This window comes from Rhizobium sp. KDH_Rht_773_N (assembly GCF_052946295.1).
The window spans coordinates 1,973,822-1,991,922 of record NZ_CM129525.1 but is presented as its reverse complement, the minus strand read 5'-3'; the positions used below and the strand labels follow the sequence as shown (position 1 = coordinate 1,991,922).

At 61.9% G+C, this 18,101-nt stretch carries 15 protein-coding genes, 1 pseudogene and 1 riboswitch; of the genes and pseudogenes, 3 read left to right on the top strand and 13 right to left on the bottom strand.

The window, feature by feature from the left end:
* Positions 1 to 12 precede the first annotated feature (12 nt).
* From nagA to metA, 5 genes are all read right to left on the bottom strand, one after another.
* Positions 13 to 1,164 (bottom strand): N-acetylglucosamine-6-phosphate deacetylase, encoded by a 1,152-nt coding sequence (nagA, locus tag ACU8HS_RS09980; RefSeq protein ID WP_112702688.1) that lies wholly within the window; start codon positions 1,162 to 1,164, stop codon positions 13 to 15.
* A complete protein-coding gene (locus tag ACU8HS_RS09975; RefSeq protein WP_112564387.1) occupies positions 1,164 to 2,195 on the bottom strand; it encodes an SIS domain-containing protein in 1,032 nt (343 codons plus the stop codon). The genes nagA and ACU8HS_RS09975 overlap by 1 nt, the downstream gene beginning before the upstream one ends.
* Entirely contained in the window at positions 2,192 to 2,965 is a 774-nt protein-coding gene (locus ACU8HS_RS09970) for a GntR family transcriptional regulator (protein ID WP_112702690.1), read from the bottom strand. Before ACU8HS_RS09970 ends, ACU8HS_RS09975 begins: the two co-directional genes overlap by 4 nt.
* Before the next feature lie 114 nt (positions 2,966 to 3,079).
* The gene (locus tag ACU8HS_RS09965; protein WP_112702691.1) at positions 3,080 to 4,102 is read right to left on the bottom strand and encodes an aldose epimerase family protein; all 1,023 of its coding nucleotides are present in this window, start codon (positions 4,100 to 4,102) and stop codon (positions 3,080 to 3,082) included.
* Positions 4,103 to 4,242: 140 nt separating this feature from the next.
* Positions 4,243 to 5,166, bottom strand: coding sequence for a homoserine O-acetyltransferase MetA (metA, locus tag ACU8HS_RS09960; RefSeq protein ID WP_112564522.1), 924 nt, complete (start codon positions 5,164 to 5,166; stop codon positions 4,243 to 4,245).
* Between the two features lie 47 nt (positions 5,167 to 5,213).
* A riboswitch (SAM riboswitch) is annotated at positions 5,214 to 5,291 on the bottom strand.
* 146 nt (positions 5,292 to 5,437) lie between these two features.
* Here metA and ACU8HS_RS09955 point away from each other — a divergent pair.
* Positions 5,438 to 7,279, top strand: coding sequence for an ABC transporter ATP-binding protein/permease (locus ACU8HS_RS09955; protein ID WP_447015825.1), 1,842 nt, complete (start codon positions 5,438 to 5,440; stop codon positions 7,277 to 7,279).
* Between the two features lie 67 nt (positions 7,280 to 7,346).
* Here ACU8HS_RS09955 and ACU8HS_RS09950 read toward each other — a convergent pair whose 3' ends face one another.
* The 6 genes and pseudogenes from ACU8HS_RS09950 to ACU8HS_RS09925 form a co-directional block, all read right to left on the bottom strand.
* Positions 7,347 to 7,976 (bottom strand): hypothetical protein, encoded by a 630-nt coding sequence (locus ACU8HS_RS09950; RefSeq protein WP_112756089.1) that lies wholly within the window; start codon positions 7,974 to 7,976, stop codon positions 7,347 to 7,349.
* Between the two features lie 164 nt (positions 7,977 to 8,140).
* A pseudogene (locus tag ACU8HS_RS09945) lies at positions 8,141 to 8,538 on the bottom strand (VOC family protein).
* A 104-nt stretch (positions 8,539 to 8,642) separates the two neighbouring features.
* Positions 8,643 to 10,466: an ABC-F family ATP-binding cassette domain-containing protein gene (locus ACU8HS_RS09940; RefSeq protein WP_447015824.1), complete on the bottom strand. Its 1,824-nt coding sequence runs from the start codon at positions 10,464 to 10,466 to the stop codon at positions 8,643 to 8,645.
* 3 nt (positions 10,467 to 10,469) lie between these two features.
* Entirely contained in the window at positions 10,470 to 11,120 is a 651-nt protein-coding gene (locus ACU8HS_RS09935; RefSeq protein WP_112702695.1) for a thiamine diphosphokinase, read from the bottom strand.
* A gap of 78 nt (positions 11,121 to 11,198) precedes the next feature.
* Complete coding sequence (locus ACU8HS_RS09930) at positions 11,199 to 11,873, bottom strand: OmpW/AlkL family protein (RefSeq protein WP_377314698.1); 675 nt, start codon at positions 11,871 to 11,873, stop codon at positions 11,199 to 11,201.
* 93 nt (positions 11,874 to 11,966) lie between these two features.
* On the bottom strand, positions 11,967 to 12,494 hold the full coding sequence (locus ACU8HS_RS09925) for a MarR family winged helix-turn-helix transcriptional regulator (RefSeq protein WP_447015823.1): 528 nt from the start codon (positions 12,492 to 12,494) through the stop codon (positions 11,967 to 11,969).
* 116 nt (positions 12,495 to 12,610) lie between these two features.
* On the opposite strand from ACU8HS_RS09925, the gene ACU8HS_RS09920 reads away from it, so the two are divergent.
* Together ACU8HS_RS09920 and ACU8HS_RS09915 are read left to right on the top strand one after the other, a co-directional pair.
* The gene (locus tag ACU8HS_RS09920) at positions 12,611 to 14,152 is read left to right on the top strand and encodes an MDR family MFS transporter (protein ID WP_112564367.1); all 1,542 of its coding nucleotides are present in this window, start codon (positions 12,611 to 12,613) and stop codon (positions 14,150 to 14,152) included.
* A gap of 379 nt (positions 14,153 to 14,531) precedes the next feature.
* Positions 14,532 to 16,076 (top strand): M48 family metalloprotease, encoded by a 1,545-nt coding sequence (locus ACU8HS_RS09915; RefSeq protein WP_112702698.1) that lies wholly within the window; start codon positions 14,532 to 14,534, stop codon positions 16,074 to 16,076.
* A 55-nt stretch (positions 16,077 to 16,131) separates the two neighbouring features.
* Here the strand turns inward: ACU8HS_RS09915 and ACU8HS_RS09910 are convergent, their stop codons facing one another.
* Both ACU8HS_RS09910 and ACU8HS_RS09905 read right to left on the bottom strand, forming a co-directional pair.
* Positions 16,132 to 16,995, bottom strand: coding sequence for an RNA polymerase factor sigma-32 (locus tag ACU8HS_RS09910; protein ID WP_112564363.1), 864 nt, complete (start codon positions 16,993 to 16,995; stop codon positions 16,132 to 16,134).
* Positions 16,996 to 17,376: 381 nt separating this feature from the next.
* Positions 17,377 to 17,949, bottom strand: coding sequence for a CarD family transcriptional regulator (locus ACU8HS_RS09905; protein WP_003543775.1), 573 nt, complete (start codon positions 17,947 to 17,949; stop codon positions 17,377 to 17,379).
* Between the last annotated feature and the right edge of the window lie 152 nt (positions 17,950 to 18,101).

Here is an 18,101-nt window from a genome sequence, read left to right as displayed (position 1 = left end):
CCACCGTCCTCCTTACGCCGGCTCGCCGCTGAGCCAGGTCGCAGTGACTTCGATCGCATCGGTGAAATGCACCAGATCGGCGCGTGCGCCCGGCGACAGGTGGCCGCGATCGGCAAGCCGCAGGAAACGCGCCGGGTAGAGTGTCGCCATCCTGAGCGCCTCGGCAAGCGTCAGATCCAGATAGGTGACGCCATAGCGGATAGTCGATGCCATATCGACATCCGAACCTGCAAGCGTGCCGTCCGAAAGCACGAGCTTCGAGCAGAAACCGCCCCTTTCGCGCCGCACGGTGCGGCCGTTCAAAGTGAACGTATCCGTCTGCGAGCCGACCAGCGACATCGCATCGGTCACGAAGAAAAGCCGGCCCTCGCCACGTTTGGCGCGCAGCGCCGTGCGCAGGGCCTTGGGATCAACATGGTGGCCATCGGCGATGATGCCGCACCAGACCGCCGGATGGTCGATCGCAGCGCCAACCAGCCCCGGCGCCCGGTGCGCCAGCTGGCTCATGGCGTTGAAGAGGTGCGTCACACCCCGAGCTCCGGCATCGAAGCGGGCTTCCGCCGCCTCGCTGGTGCTGTCGGAATGGCCGATACTGACGATGACGCCGGCTTCGCTCAGTTCACGCACCTGCGCAACCGTCACCTGCTCTGCCGCCATGGTCACGAGCAGCGTGCCGATCGCCTCGCGCGCGGCAATGAAGGCCTTGACGTCCCGATCCTCGACCGGACGCATCAGTTCGGCCAGATGCGCGCCCTTGCGGGCCGGCGCCAGATGCGGACCTTCCAGATGCAGGCCGGCCACGCCGCGATTGCTCTTCACCGCAACCTTGGCCGCTTCGATCGCCGCGGCCGTCGCCGCGGCCGTGTCGGTGATCAGCGTCGGCAGCAATGCCGTCGTACCGTAAGGGCGATGCCCGTCGGCGATCATGTACATGGAATCCGGCGATGGTTCGTCGTTCAGCATGCGGCCGCCGCCGCCATTGACCTGCGCATCGACGAAACCGGCGGACAGCACGCCGCCCGCCAGTCTTGCGACCTCGCCCTCGGGCAGATCGTTCAGGCCGACGATCGCCTCGACATGTCCGTCCTTGACGATCAGCGCCCGCTCGTCATGGAAGCGTTCGCCATCGAAGATACGGGCTCCGGTGAAGATCTTGCGGGTCATCAGACGGTCTCCGTCACCTTGAGCAGGTTTGCCGGCTTGTCCGGATCGAAGCCCTTGCGGCGGGTGACGGACTCGATCAGGCGATAGTAGACGAGCAGCGAAACCAGCGGATCGACAAGGCCGTTGCCGGTCGTCGGAACCTGCAGATTGACGCCGGCGAGCGCCTTTGTCGAGAAGGGTACGGTGGTGGCGCCGAGCTTCTGCAGCCGGTCAAGCGCTTTCACATTGTTGTCGAAGGCGGCATCGTCAGGCACGAAGCCGACAATCGGGAAGCCAGGCTGTACAAGGCGCATCGGGCCATGCATCAGTTCCGCAAGAGAGAAAGCTTCTGCATGAAGGCCGGCCGTTTCCTTGGCTTTCAGCGCAGCTTCGAGAGCAATGGCGAAAGCGGTGCCGCGGCCACCGGTATAGAGCGAAGCGGCATTGAACAGCACGTCCTCGGCCGCCTTGGTATCGATGCCGGACGTCTGGGAAAGAGCGGCCGGAAGCTTTTCGAGCGCCGCCTGCAGATCGGCCTTGCCGCCAATCGCAGCCGTAACGCCAGCGAGCGCGGCAACCGATGCGATGAAGGACTTCGTCGCCGCCACGCTCTTTTCGGCGCCGGCATTGAGGCCGAGAACGATATCGGCCTGCTTGGCAAGCGGGCTGTCGGTGACATTGACGACGGCGATCGTCGTCGCCCCGCCTTTCTTGGCCGCGTCCTGCAGCGCCACGATGTCGGGGCTCGCGCCCGACTGGGAAACGGTGAAATGGATGCCGCCCTTCAGATGCAGGGGGGCGCCGTAGACCGAGGCGATCGACGGACCGATCGAGGCGACCGGCACGCCGCAGGTGATCTCGAAGAGATATTTGAAAAAGGTCGCCGCATGGTCGGAGGAGCCGCGTGCCGCAGTCGTCACGACGCTTGGGCGGGAGGCGGAGAACAGCCGGGCAATTTCGGCAAAGACCGGTTTTTCCTTTTCGAGCAGGGTAGCGACCACCTCGGGCGACTGGCCCGCCTCCTGCAGCATCAGCGACTGGTTCTCACTCATAGGTCATCTCCAATTCTCAGTTCGGCGACGAAATCATAGGCGTCGCCACGATAGTGCGAGCGGGTGTATTCAACGACGCGCTGGTCTTCCAGGCGCGAGACGCGTTCGATCAGAAGGGCCGGCGCGCCGGATTTGACGTTCAGGATAGCCGCCGACGAAGGATCGAGCGTGACGGCGGTCAGCCGCTGCATGGCGCGTACCGGTTTGTGGCCTCGGGCCGCGAGCGCATCGTAGAGCGAACCTTCGCCGCCGGCATCCTCGCCGAGAAACTTGACCGGTACGACGGCGCGCTCGATTGCGAGCGGCAGTCCGTCGGCGAGGCGAAGGCGGTCGAGCCGCAACACCGGTTCGTCGACTCCAAGACCGAGCAGGAAGGATTCTTCCGGCGAAGGGTTGTTGACCGTACGCGACAGGATCTTCGCCGCCGGCGAGCGCCCGCGCGAGCGCATATCCGCCGAAAAGGAGGAAAGCCGCCACAGCGACTGCTCCATCCGCTCCACCTTGCTGGAAACGAAGGTGCCGCTGCCGTGGCGAGACTCCAGCGCACCTGACGTCATGAGATCGCGATAGGCTGTCCGCACCGTCACGCGGCCGAGCTTGAGCGCTTCCGCCAGATCACGCTCGCCCGGCAGCGCGGCGCCGGGTTTCAGGAGACCTTCCTGAATGAGGCCCGTCAGGGCCTGCGCCAGCCGCTTGTAAAGCGGACCCGTTGCCGCCTCGTCGCGCAGCCCGCGGCCGTTCAGCTCTGCTATCAGACTGGTTCTATCCATGAGGATACAATAGAACCTATCTAGGACCATTCAGCAAGTCGGATTCGCTTCGCAGAAAGAAAAACCCTCGCGGGAAGGCCGCGAGGGTCATAGATCCCGAGAGCATGAGCGAGCTCAGCCCTTCGTGAAGATGTAGTCCGTTTCCTGCCGCAGCACTTCGCCCGGGCGCAGAACCGCGTTCGGAAAGCCCGCATGGTTGACGGCGTCGGGCCAGACCTGCGTTTCCAGGCAGAAGCCGGCGAAGGGGCCGTATTTACGGCCGTCTAGGCCCGGAACCGGAACACCGAGCTTGAAGCCGGCATAGAACTGAACGCCAGGCTCCGTCGTGCGCACTTCCAGCGAAACGCCGGAATGCAGACTGCGAGCAAGCACGACGGAACGTTTGGCCGTGCGCGCGTTCGAGAAGCAGAAATTATGGTCGTAAAGCGCCTGCTCCTGTCCGGAAAAACGCTTCATCGGCGCCATCGTCCGGAAATCGAACGCAGTGCCCTCGACCGGGCGGATCTCGCCGGTCGGTATCTGCTTCTCGTTGGTCGGCAGATAGTGGTCGGCGGCGATCATGATGTCATGCGCCAGCGCATCCTCCCGACCGTCGAGATTGAAATAGGAATGCTGGCAGACATTGGCGAGCGTCGGCTGGTCCGTCACCGTCTCGTAGTTGACGGAAAGCACGCCATTGCCATGCACATGATAGCTGGCCTGGATCGTGCAATTGCCGGGGTAGCCGGCGCGGCCATCGGGATCGACGATCTTCAGCACGACCCGGTCGGCCTCGTGTTCGACGATCGTCCAGACGAGCCTGCCGATATTGTTGCTGCCGCCATGAAGGTGCGTGACGCCCTTCTCGTTGAGCTCAAGCTGGTAGGCCTTGCCATCGAGCGTGAACTTGCCGTCGCCGATGCGGTTGGCACAGCGTCCCGGCGTTGCGCCGAAGAATGGCGAATGGTCGAGATAGCTGTCGAAATTCTCGAAGCCGAGCACCAGCGGCGCATCGTGCCCGTCGAGCCTGATATCCTGGATGACCGCGCCCCAGTTCAACACCTTGACCGTCAGTCCGCCGCCGCTGATGGCGACGCGATGAACGGTCTCTCCCTCTTTCGTCTGGCCGAAAACTTCCCGTTCCAACTTGTCCGCCATGATCGACGCTCACTCCGCCCCTGGGTTTCAGAAACCGGAACCTGCCCCCTTTCGCCGCAAACCGCAACCGGGCGGAACCGGAAAACAAAACGCCGTCGCAGAAATGCGACGGCGCCGTTCGCAAACCCGGCCGGTGACGCTCAGATGTCCGAACCGATCTCCTCGATATCATAGGGCGTCGTCTGATAGATCTCGTTGATCCAGTTGCCGAAAAGCAGATGCGCGTGGCTGCGCCAGCGGTTTTGCGGCGGAAGCGCCGGATCGTTATGCGGGAAGTAGTTATGCGGCATCTTGATCGGCACGCCGGCATTCACATCGCGGAAATATTCGTCCGAAAGCGACGTGGAATCATATTCGACGTGATTGAAGATATAGAGCCGCCGCCCCTTCGGCTCATGGACGAGACAGACACCCATCTCGCTCGATTCCATCAATATCTCAAGGCCATCGACCTTCTCGATATCGGCCCGGCGCACTTCGGTCCAGCGCGACACCGGAACCTCGAAATTGTCGGAGAAACCGTTGAGATAGACAGAGGAAGGCTTGAGGTTGCGGTGGCGGTAGACGCCGAAGGCCTTTTCCTTCAGCTCGTATTTCGGCACGCCGTGGAAATGATAGATTCCCGCCATCGCGCCCCAGCAGACGTTCATGGTTGAATGGACATTTGTCTGCGTCCAGTCGAAAATCTGCTGCATTTCCTTCCAATAGGTAACATCCTCGTAGGGCAGCGTCTCGATTGGCGCGCCCGTGATGATGAAGCCGTCAAACTTGCGGTGCTTCACTTCCTCCCAGGTCTGGTAGAAAGCAAGCAGGTGTTCTTCGGACGTATTCTTGGCCTTGTGATTGCCGACGCGGACAAGCGAGAATTCCACCTGCAGCGGCGAAGCGCCGACCAGGCGCGCCATCTGCACTTCGGTCTTGATCTTGTTCGGCATGAGGTTGAGCAGCCCGATCTGCAGCGGGCGGATATCCTGACGGATCGCCACCGTTTCGGTCATCACCCGCACGCCCTCGTTTACGAGGGTTTCGAAGGCGGGCAGCGTATCGGGGATCTTGATGGGCATTGCGGTCAACTCGATCAAAATAAAAAACCGGCGGCGAAAGAATCGCTACCGGTCCGCACGCGGCCCTTTAGCGACTTATTTAACGTGGCTGCAAGCCGGCCGGCCAAATCACCACGAGGCATCTTAATTAGCGCCAGTCCGCCCGCGAATCAACTGTCAATACGGACAGCTGCGCAAACCATCACGCTTTCTTTATGGGTGGTGGAATCTGTTGATGGACCAGTAACGTCCCCATGTTAATAATGGAGGATGGGCGATTTTGGAAAAAATAATGAAGAATGACGTCAACGGGAGGAAGGACATCCAGCGTCAGGACCGGGTGGGATACGATCTCAGCCTGACGTATCGGCTTGGGGTGATGTTCTCCGCATTCTGGAATTCGCAGGTTCGGGGCAAGGTCGTTGCGCTTGCGATCCTGCTTGTCGTCATCATCCTGGCGACTGCCTATGGACAGGTGATCCTCAACGAATGGAACGCCCCTTTCTACGATTCGCTGGAGCGTCGTGATCTCGGCGAGTTCTTCCGCCAGCTTGAAGTCTTCGCGATGATCGCCGGCGCGCTCTTGCTGCTCAACGTGCTGCAGGCATGGCTGAACCAGATGACGGCCCTCTATATGCGCGAAGGACTGTCGCGCGATCTCGTCGATCAGTGGCTGGAGCGCAAGCGCGCCCTCAAGCTCTCCACCATCGGCATCCTCGGCGTCAATCCCGACCAGCGCCTTCACGAGGATTCCCGCAATCTCGCCGAAAGCACCACCAACCTTGCCCTCGGCCTCCTGCAGTCGACCATCCTGCTCGTCAGCTTCATCGGTGTCCTGTGGGAGCTTTCGAGCGGCTTCATCTTCCGCATCAATGGCTACAGCTTCACCATCCCCGGCTACATGGTCTGGGCGGCAATCTTTTACGCCGCATCTGCCTCGGTCTTGAGCCAGGTCGTTGGCCGCAAGCTCGTCAAGCTCAATGCCGACCGGTTCTCGAAGGAAGCCGAGCTACGCTTCGCGCTGATGCACGCCAACGAGAACATGCCGGCGATCACGGTGGCGCGTGGCGAAGAGAACGAGCGCAAGCGCATCAACGGTGATATCACCAACGTTCTCTCGGTCATCAAGCGGCTTGCCATGGCCAATACCAACCTCACCTGGGTTTCGGCAGGTTACGGCTGGCTGGTCATCGTCATACCGATCATCGTCGCAGCACCCGCCTATTTTTCCGGCGGGCTGACCTTCGGCCAGCTGATGATGTCGGTCGGCGCCTTCAACCAGGTCAACACGGCGCTGCGCTGGTATGTCGCCAATTTCGGCCCGATCGCCGAATGGCGCGCGACACTGATGCGCGTCACCGATTTTCGCCAGGCGCTTCAGGACATGGACGATGGCTTCGAAGTAGAGGACGCCATCACCTATGAGGAAACGGCTTCCGATACGCTGACGCTGAAAGACATCGTTATCGTTGCCAAGCTTGGCGAGGATATCGACGAGTGCGGCGGCTTCCGCATGCGTGAGAACGACGTGACGATCAAGGCCGGCGAGAAGGTCATGATCAACGGCGATCACAGCGTGAACCGCCGCCTGCTCTTCCAGGCAATGGCCGGCCTCTGGCCCTCCGGTCACGGCACCATGGGCCTGCCGCCGATCAAGGATATGATGTTCATCCCGCAGCTTGCCTATGTCCCGGGCGGCACGCTGCGCGAGGCGATCGCTTTTCCCGAAAAGCCTGAAGCCTACGACACGGCCGCGGTCGAGGCCGCGCTTGAGGCTGCCGGCCTGCATTCGCTGGTCGCCCGGATCGACAACCGCGCGCGCTGGGATAAGCTTCTCGATGCCGATGAGCAGAAGGCGATCGGCTTTGCCCGCCTGCTTCTCGTCAAGCCGCGCTGGGCCGTTTTCGACGAAGTGCTCGAAGGCATGGAACCGGAATGGCAGCACACGATGACGAAGCTGCTCGCCACCCTGCCGCAAACCGGCATGATCTATATCGGCCGCTCGGAGACCTATCTGGAGACGCTGCATCCGCGCACGCTGCATCTGGAGGCGCTGCCTTCCAAACCCCAGGGAGAACCGGCAGCGTCGGCTCCGGGATCGAGCGCCGCGGCGGCTCCTGCCCCGGCACTCTAAGCCAATTCAAGAAACGCGGCCGCGGCCCTTCGCCCGGAATGGCGTAAAACCGAGGCGCCAGACAAATTCACATCGGCGGCATCACGCCATTGATGCCGACGCTGACCTGCGCAGCCGAAATGCGCCCGTCGGCCGCCTTTTCCGCCATGACGATGACCCCGGCACCGGGCTTCAGGTCATCCTTCGTCGCCGGCGCAAAAGTGACGATCGGCGTGCCGTCGGCAATCGAGATGGTCTTTTCCTTGCCCTGATAAGTGAGCGTGATCGTATGCCCGTCGACCGCCTTGACCGCATTGCTGACAGTCGCGTTCGTCATCGAACTGTTCGGCTGCACATCCCAGGGGCGGCTGCCTTCGCCGGCCCCCTTCATCGCGGCGGGGAAGATCAGCACCTCGATTGCGCCGTCAGGCCCCGTGCCTTTCGGAAGCGAGGCGACGCCGACGAAATCGCCAACCTTGATGTCGTCGACCGACGCATTCCTGATGCCGGCGACCTTCCAGCCGGACTTGAGCGCAATCGTCGCATCGCTGCCTTCACGGGTCTTGACGACCAGCGTATCGCCACTGAAGCTTTCCACCGTGCCGCGCACCCGCACGCGCTGGTTTTCCTGCGCGCTCGCCGCCTGCGAAAGACCGAAAGCGACGAAGCTGCTGGCGGCAAGCGCCATGAATAATCCGGTATAGAATCTGCGAGGCATGTGGCTCTTCCTTGTCGCCATTGGTCGGCACCAGCCCCCGGCTGCCGGAGCGGCACTCTATGCCGCATGACGTGGCGCCGGCGAATCAAGGAAAAGTGAGGGAAGCGGACCCCGATGCCGGGTCTTGGCCGCCGGAGGTCCGCGAAAGCCTGTGAAAGGCCCGCTCAGCCGGCCGCAGACATGTCCATGTACATGATTTCCCAGACATGACCATCGAGATCCTGGAAGCTGCACCCGTACATCGGCCCCATGTCGAGTATCGGCTTCCAGGGCTGCCGCCGGCTGCCAGCGCTTTCTTCAGGTAATCGTCCACCTCGGCGCGGCTGCCGGCCGAAAGGCAGGTCAACACTTCCTTGCCCTTCGACGTATCGGCGATCTCGCCGTCGATGAACTGCCGGAAGTGCCCGTGCGTCAGCAGCATTACATAGATATTTTCCTCGACGATCATGCAGGCGGCATCGTCGTTGGTGAAGGCGGGATTGTAGGAAAAGCCGAGCGCCGAAAAGAATTCCTTCGACTTGACCAGGTCCTTGACCGGCAGGTTCACGAAAATCATGCGCATGAAAAATCTCCCTTATGAGGTGGCGGCACCATGCCGTCGATCACGTTCGGCCCAAGGACGGCGCAAAACCACCCGATCCGACATTTCGGGAAATTATTGTTGGATCAGCCTTCCAGCTCCTCGCGCAGCATTTCCAGTTCCAGCCACTCCTCTTCCATTCGGGTCAGGCTGTCACGCAGCTTTTCCATCTCCGATGCCATCCGGCTGAAGGTTGCGGGATCCTTTGTGAAGAGGTTCGGGTCGGCCATCTTCTCTTCGCGCCTGGCGATTTCGGCTTCGGCTTTCGCCATTTCCTTGGGCAGGTTTTCGAGCGCGAACTTCTGCTTGTAGGAAAGCTTGCCTTTGGAGGCGGAAGGAGCGGCAGCCGCAGTCTCCTGTGTCTTGGGCTTGTCCGCAGCCTTCTCGGCCTTCCGGCGCTCTTCGGCCGCACCCTTGCGCTGTGCCAGCATGTCGGAATAACCGCCGGCATATTCGATCCAGCGTCCGTCGGGCGCTTCCGGATTGGCCGGAGCGATCGTTGACGTCACCGTCCGGTCGAGGAAATCACGATCGTGGCTGACGAGGATGACCGTGCCCGGAAAGCCCGTGACAATCTCCTGCAACAGATCCAGCGTCTCGATGTCGAGGTCGTTGGTCGGTTCGTCGAGGATGAGAAGGTTCGCCGGCCGCGACAGGATGCGCGCCAGCATCAGCCGAGCGCGCTCACCGCCTGAGAGGTTCTTGATCGGCGTGCGTGCCTGCTCCGGCTGGAACAGGAATTCCTTCATGTAGCCGGTCACATGCCGCTGCTCGCCATTGACGAGCAGGTTCTCGCCGCGCCCATCCGTCAGGTAATTGGCGAGCGTATCCTCGGGATCGAGATCCTCGCGCTTCTGGTCGAGGGTAGCAATCTCGAGATTGGTGCCGAGCTTGACCGTGCCGCTGTCCGGCGCAAGCTGGCCGGTCAGCATCTTCAGAAGCGTCGTCTTGCCGGCACCGTTGGGTCCCACGAGACCGATGCAGTCGCCGCGATGCACGCGGATCGAAAACGGCGCGACGATCGCTCTGTCGTCGTAGCTCTTGGTGATCTTGTCGGCCTCGATCACCAGCTTGCCGGATTCCTGCGCGTCGGAAACGCTCGCCTGTACCGTTCCCTGCGGCCCTTTGTGGCCGCGATACTGCGCGCGCATCGTCTGCAACTCGCCCAGGCGGCGCATATTGCGCTTGCGCCGCGCCGTCACGCCGTAGCGCAGCCAATGTTCTTCCCGCTCGATCGCCTTGCCGAGCTTGTGCTGTTCAAGCTCTTCCGCCTCCAGCACCTGATCGCGCCAAGCCTCGAAAAACGCAAAACCCTTGTCGAGCCGGCGAGAGGTGCCGCGGTCCAGCCAGACGGTCGCCGTCGAGACTTTTTCCAGGAAACGGCGGTCGTGCGAAATCAGGACCAGCGCGCTGCGCGTCTTCTGCAGTTCGCCTTCCAGCCATTCGATGGTCGGCAGGTCGAGATGGTTGGTCGGCTCGTCGAGCAGCAGAATGTCGGGCTCCGGCGCCAGCACGCGCGCAAGGGCTGCGCGACGCGCCTCGCCGCCGGAAAGATTTTTCGGGCTTTCCTCGCCGGTGAGCCCCAGGTGCGAAAGAAGATAAGTGACACGGTAGGGATCGTCACCCGGCCCGAGCCCGGCTTCGGCATAGGTCTGCACGGTCTCGAAGCCGGCAAAATCCGGTGCCTGCTCCAGGTAGCGCACCGTCGATGCCGGATGACGGAATACCTCACCGGACTGGGCATCGACGAGGCCGGCGGCAATCTTCAGCAGCGTCGATTTGCCCGAGCCGTTGCGGCCGACGAGGCAGATCTTGTCGCCAGGCTCTACCTGTAGCGCAGCGCCGGCAAGCAGCGGCGTGCCGCCGAAGCTCAGGAAGATATCGTCGAGTTTCAGGATGGGAGGCGCCAAGTATCAGACTCCGGAAAGATCATAGGGCCGCGCGAGCACGATGGCCCTGCCGCTGGCAAGCGAGAAGCGCACGCGGCCTTCCGCCACATTGGAAATGGTGCGCGACGAGCCGAAGGGCAAATGGAAGTCGATGAGCGGATAGCGGGCATTTTCGATGGACAGCCCGTTGAGTTCGCTGAAACCCGGCACGGAAAACAGGCTGCCGGGCGGAAGGTCGATCTCCAGCGCACCGGGAAGCAAAGGCACCGCCTCCTCGCTGCCCGAGGTGAGCAGCACGTCGAAACCTTGCTGTGCCAGTTCGACCCCGTAAAGCAAATGTTGAAGCGCGTGGTCGGAACGTTCGCCGCCCAGCGCACCTGCAAGGATCAGGCGTTTTGCGCCGCGCTCGATCGCCTCGGCAACGGCGATTTCACCATCGGTCGCAGCCTTTGCGGCCGGATAGGGCTGGCGCGGCACGGTGGGAAAGGCCCCGTCGAGATCGGGCGGCGTCGAATCGAAATCGCCGACCCACAGTTCCGGCACCACGCCGAGAGCCGCCGCATGGCGCATGCCGCCATCGGCCGCAATGAAGCGGCTGTCCCGAACGGCGTCGCGCAGGCGATCGGTCAGGCTGAGTGCCCCGCCGAGCAGGATGGTGAAGGTGGACTGGCTCATGGGCATTGCCCATAGCGCAAACGGGGGGTGAAGGGGAAGGGGCGCCAGACATCCGGCCGGGCATCCGGCGCCTTTCTCCTAGAAGCGGTAGGTCACGCCGGCGCCGATCAGCCAGGGATCGAGTTTCGCTTTGCCGCTGACGTCGGCACCGCCGACTGTCGCATCGAAATCCGGGCGCAGGAAGATCTTCTTCACATCCACGTTCGCGCCCCAGTGCTCGTCGAACATATAGTCGAAGCCCGCCTGCAGGGCGACGCCGAACGTGTTCTTCACGTCGAGGCTGTCGGCGCTCTTGCCGGACTGGTTGTAGAAGACCGTGTAGTTCACACCGGCGCCGAGATAGGGCTGGAAGGCACCGAAATCGGTGAAATGATATTGCAGCGTCAGCGTCGGCGGCAGCAGCCAGGTCTTGCCGATTTCGCCGAGTCCGGCAATCGAACCTTCGCCATGCACATTGGCATAGGTCGTGCCGAGAATGAGTTCGGCGGAAATATTGTCCGTGAAGAAATAGGAGATATCCACTTCCGGAACCACAGTGTCCGAATAGGACAGACCCGATCCGGAGATGCCGTCGACCGAGCCGTTGTCGCGCGTGATCACCCCGAGCGCGCGCAGGCGCACCTGCCATGGGCTTTGCGCAGCCGCCGGCGCGTCTGCCGGAGGCGTCAGATCGGCGCAAAGCGCCGCCTGCCCGAAGGATGCGAAAACAATGGCGGCAAACATGCCTCTCAGCCGAAGCCGATGATGTTTCATGTGAATCTCTCCTGATGTCGTCGAACGAGGAGAGACTTAGACTTGCCTTGGACGGGCCGGCTTGAGCGAGATCAAACGCTCCGCCTCTTTTCCTCAGCCCGGCGTATCCTTGTCGCGGGAAAGGAAGATCGTCTCATAGCCGCCGATGAATTTCTCGAACAGCAGCGAGAAAGTTTCGACTTCTTCCTGCGGCCAGTCCCGCACGACCTCGGAAACGAAGGCAAGCTTCTGGGCCTGGATTTCCGCCAGCAGATTCTGCCCGACCGGCGTCATGACGACGACGATACGGCGCGCATCCGCCTGCGAAGCCTCGCGGCGCAGGACGTTGCGGCCGACCATATCGGACACGACCCGGCTTGCCCGCGATGGGTCGATGCGCAGCATCTCGGCAATGGCCCCGACCGTCACCTCGCCGTTTTCCTGCGCGCGGCGCACGGCATCGAGCACGTCCAGATGCGAAAGCTCCAGATCCGGCGCCACGCTCTGGATCGCCAGGCGGCCGATCAGCCGGCGGCCTGTCATCATTCGCATGCGCGTCATGGTGCGGCCGATGCGTGGCACGCTGTCCATGGAGGCATCGTCAAGCGCGATCGGTCTTGTCTTGGTCAGGGTCTCGTTCATGACGGAACCATAACAGACGGGAGTCGAAAATAAAATATGCCGATGTCAATAATGTGCCATTGACAAATATATGACATTAGCACATAAAGCACTGGCACAACGAATATGGCCCTCCCATGGATATGCAACCTGCCCCCGCACCGCTCGTGACGGATCCCCGCAAGCGTCTCATCCTTTTCCTCTTCCTGATGACCGCCATGTTCATGGCAACGCTCGACAACCAGATTGTCTCCACCGCTCTGCCGACCATCGTCGGCGAGTTCGGCCATCTGGATCGCTTCGGTTGGGTCGGTTCTGCCTATCTGCTGGCGCTCAGCGCCGTCATGCCGCTCTACGGCAAGCTCGGCGATCTCTTCGGCCGCAAATATGTGATGATGACGGCGATCGCGATCTTCACGGCGGGCTCTGCCGTCTGCGGCCTTGCCGTCTCCATGAACACGCTGATTGCCGCCCGCGTATTGCAGGGCTTCGGCGGCGGCGGCATCATGGTTTCGATCTTCGCCGTCAACGCCGACCTGTTCGAGCCGCGCGAGCGCGCCCGCTACCAGAGTTATTCCAGCCTCGTTCTGATGGCCTCCGGCGCCATCGGCCCGGTCCTCGGCGGCACGATGAGCGATCTCTTCGGCTGGCGCTCGATCTTCCTCGTCAACGTGCCGATCGGTTTCATCGTATTGACCGGTCTCGCCTTCATGCTGCCCTACCGCAAGCCGCATCGCCGGCCGAAGATCGACTATGCCGGCGCGCTCCTGCTGGCGCTGACGACGACCAGCATCGTGCTTGCGACCGACAGCAGCGAGCTTTTCGGCGCGCTGATCTCGCCGCAAAGCATCGGCATCGTCGCCTTCGGCGTGGTGTGCGCCGTCACCTGGGTATTCGTCGAGCGCCGCGCGCCGGAGCCGATCGTACCGCTGCAGCTTTTCCGCAATTCAACCTTCAGCCTGTTGCTGGTGATCTCCATCATGGGCGGCGCGATCGCCATCGGCATGGTCAACTATCTCGCGCTGTTCCTGCAGACGACGACGGGCCTTTCGCCCTCCGGCGCCGGCCTGCTCTTCATCCTGCTGACAGGCGGCCTCGTCTGCGGCTCCCTGAATGCCGGCCGTATCATTTCGAAGACCGGCCGCTACAAGCCCTTCGCCATCGCCAGCCTCACCTGCAGCGCCATTGCCTTCGCCTTGATCTCGCAAGTTCATGCCGGAACGCCGATCGCCTTCATCGGCGCCATCATGCTGCTGCACGGCATCGGTATCGGCCTTGCACAGCAGGTTCCGGTCATCGGCGTTCAGAACGCCGCGCCGGCCCGCGATGTCGGCGCGGCGACCGGCTCGGTCACGCTGTCGCGCATGGGCGGCGCCTCGATTGCCATTTCCATCTACGGCGCGATCATCGCATCACAGCTCGGCAGGCTCGGCTCCTCCATTCCCGGTGTTGCCAATATCGAGGAGCTAACGCCGAAAATGATGGCAGCACTTCCCGAAGCCAGCCGCCAGGCCGTGGCCGACGCTTATGCCGCCGCCTTCTCGCCGCTGTTCATGACCTCCTGCGGCATTGCTTTGATCGGTCTGGTGGCCGCCATCATGCTGAAACCGGTGCAGCTGCCGCGCGCCGGCGAACGCAAGAGCGACCCGGCCAACCTCGCTGCGGAAGCCGCAGAATAGGCACAGGCGCGCTCGCCTGCCCTCTCTCATTTTAGCAGAGACGAAACGCTACCTTTAATTGCATTCTTCGCGCAAGCGTTACGCTTGCCCGCATCGGTCGCCGTAATGGCCGATTTTTTCCGCAGTGCGGTCGGAATCTGCACTTGCGATGGAACTTTCGCCATAATTTCATCGGAGCGAGAAGTGCCTCGACGGGCGAGGCATTGCCGAAATGCAACGGCGCCACATTTAGATAGAGTCTCGCTATGCAACCCACGCGGAAATCAGCTAGAGCAAAGACTTGGATTGGCCGATTGTGCAGCGCGAGAACCGAGGCGGAAGCCTATTGAATTTTCCTGGCAACGGCCGGCCCGAAGATGCGGCGGACCGGCGACTTAAAATGACGCGGAGAGACAGACTGGACAGCATGACGACGTGGAAATCGCCCGCGCTTTCCAGGAATGCCTTTCTTGCGCCACGCCGTTGGGCGCGCCGCCTCCTGCTGCTTTCGGCCTGCGCCGTGGCGCTGAACGGTTGCGAGTCGCTGATCGAGCAGTCCTATCAGCCAACCGTCGGCCCCTCGTCCAACCCGCAAATCGTCGACGAAGTGCAGAAGAACGATCCGCGTGCCGCCATGGGCGCGCGCGAACATCCGCGCATCGTTGCGAGCTACGGCGGTGAATACAAGGACGCCAAGACCGAGCGCCTTGTCGCCCGCATCGCCGGCGCGCTGACGGCCGTCTCGGAAAATCCGAGCCAGTCCTACCGCATCACCATCCTCAACTCGCCTGCCATCAACGCCTTCGCACTGCCGGGCGGCTATCTCTATGTCACCCGCGGCCTGCTTGCGCTCGCCAACGACGCCTCGGAAGTGGCCGCCGTTCTTTCGCACGAAATGGGCCATGTCACAGCAAACCACGGCATCGAACGCCAGAAGCGCGAAGAGGCGGAAGTGATCGCCAGCCGCGTCGTCGCCGAAGTTCTGTCGAGCGATATCGCCGGCAAACAGGCGCTTGCCCGTGGCAAACTGCGCCTTGCCGCCTTCTCCCGCCAGCAGGAACTGCAGGCCGACGTCATCGGCGTGCGCATGCTCGGCGAAGCCGGCTATGATCCCTATGCGGCCGCCCGGTTCCTCGATTCCATGGCCGCCTACAGCCGCTTCATGTCGGTCGATCCGGAAGCCGACCAGAGCCTGGACTTCCTGTCGAGCCATCCGAATTCCGCCCAGCGCATCGAGCTTGCCCGCAGCCATGCCCGCGCCTTCGGCCAGGAAGGTTCGGTCGGCGACAAGGGCCGGGACTATTATCTCGACGGTATCGACGGCCTCCTCTATGGCGACAGTCCGGAAGAGGGGTATGTGCGGGGCCAGACCTTCCTGCACGGCGGCCTCGGCATCCGCTTCGACGTGCCGCCCGACTTCAGCATCGACAACAAGGTCGAAGCGGTCATGGCAACCGGCCCGAACGATATCGCCATCCGCTTCGACGGTGTGGCCGACAACCAGAACCAGAGCCTGACGAATTACATTTCCAGCGGCTGGGTGACCGGCCTCGACCCCTCGACCATCCAGCCGATCAACGTCAACGGCATGGAGGCCGCGACCGCGCGCGCCACCGCCGACCGCTGGGACTTCGATGTCACAGTCATCAGAAACAACAACCAGATTTTCCGTTTTCTGACGGCAGTGCCGAAGGGCAGCCCGTCGCTGGAGCCGACGGCAAACGTTCTGCGCGCGAGCTTCCGCCGGATGACGCCGAGCGAAGCCGCTTCGCTGAAGCCGCTGCGCGTGCGGGTGGTGACGGTCCGCCCTGGCGACAACATCACCACGCTCGCCTCCCGCATGATGGGCACCGATCGCAAGCTCGATCTCTTCAAGCTGATCAACGCCCTGCCGACGGGTGCCGCCGTGTCTCCGGGCGACCGGGTGAAGATTATCTCCGAATAAAAGAAAGCCCGGCTTCAAACCGGGCCAGTCTGTGCTGCTGGGGAGTAATTCCTGGTCAGGCGTAGGTTGCCATATGCGGATCGGCGCTGACGAGCGCCGTACGAAGCTTTTCCATCGCCCGGCTTTCGATCTGCCGCACGCGCTCCTTGGAAATCCCGAGGTCGGCGCCGAGCTCTTCGAGCGTTGCCCCGTCTTCGGCGAGCCGGCGCGCGCTGATGATCTTCATTTCCCGTTCGTTGAGATGCTTGAGGGCAGACGCAAGCCAGACGCGGCGGCGCTCGCCGTCAATCATGTTGGAGACCTGCTCATCCGGCAGCGGCTCGTCGCTGACGAGGAAATCCATCTTTTCCGCGCTGTCGGCATCACCCGACACGGAAGGCGCCTGCAGCGAAGCGTCGTTGCCGGAAAGGCGCGCGTCCATCGTCTGCACGTCGGCGAGGCTAACACCGAGAGCAGCGGCGATTTCCTGATGAATGGACTGCAGCGTCAGTTGCGTATCGCCCTTGGCAAGCTTAGCACGCAGGCGCCGCAGGTTGAAGAACAGCGCCTTCTGGGCCGAACTCGTACCGCCGCGCACGATCGACCAGTTGCGCAGGATATAGTCCTGGATCGAGGCACGGATCCACCAGCTTGCATAGGTGGAAAACCGCACATCGCGCGCCGGCTCGAAACGAGCCGCAGCCTCCAGGAGCCCGACATAGCCTTCCTGCACGAGATCGCTCATCGGCAGGCCGAAATTGCGGAACTTGCCGGCCATGGAAATCACGAGGCGCATATGCGCCATGGCGATCTGATTGCGGGCACCGCGGTCCTCATGGTCTTTCCAGCGGATGGCCAGGTTATGCTCTTCTTCACGGGCGAGATAGGGAGCCGCCATTGCTATTTTGATCATGCGCCGATCTGCAGACATGTTCTTCATATCGCTCTCCTAAACGGGCCACGTGCCTAAAAATGAACAAGCAAACATCGTTTCCGGAACATCGCTGTTCCGGAGCAAACTCGGATCCTGAATGCATAAGGGCCTCGCTCCTGGACTTTTCAGGAGGAGGCCCTATCTCTCATCATGTGCCGCCGAAGCGGCTGGATTGGATCAGTTTCTTGAGATTGCCGGAAAGGCAAATTCTGGAGATCATGATCCGCTCCTCATCGAACATTGACAGCTTTGGCGGACATCGGGCCGAGCTTCAAGGCTCCGGCTTAAGTCCGCATCACTGTGTATGAACGCTGGAGCGTCGAAAAAGTTCCAATAAAAAACCCGGCACCAAGGCCGGGTTTTTTCATCAGCAAAAACAATGCGCTGTTAAGCGGCTTCGTCCTGCGAGTCGTCCTCTTCGATTGCCTTGCCGCGCTTCGGACCCTTGTTGAGATTGGTCTCGACGAGGCGAACGGCTTCGGTTTCGGACATCTTGTTGACGGCCGCGATTTCGCGGGCCATGCGGTCGAGAGCGGCCTCGTAAAGCTGGCGCTCGGAATAGGACTGTTCCGGCTGGTTCTCTGCACGGTAAAGGTCGCGAACGACTTCTGCGATGGAAATCAGGTCGCCGGAATTGATCTTCGCATCATATTCCTGGGCGCGGCGGGACCACATGGTGCGCTTGACGCGAGCCTTGCCCTGCACGACCTTGAGGGCACGCTCAACGAAGTCGGTCTCGGAAAGCTTGCGCATGCCGATGCTCATGGCCTTCGCGACCGGAACCTTCAAACGCATCTTGTCCTTTTCAAAATCGATGACGAAAAGTTCAAGCTTCATGCCTGCGACTTCTTGCTCTTCGATAGCCGTGATGGTACCGACGCCGTGTGCGGGATACACGATCGATTCACCAGTCTTGAAGCCGTGACGTGCGGTAGAAGGTTTTTTCTGCTGGGTGGTCATTCTAATCAAAAACTCCCTGTTACGCTTCCGGCAGCGGCCGGAGCCGGGTCAGTCAGGCCCGGATGAGACGGTTAAATCCGTCGGGTGACTTCACTCTGGTTCCACCAGACAGAAGCAAAAGCCATCCTTGCGCGCGATCTTGGGATCCGACA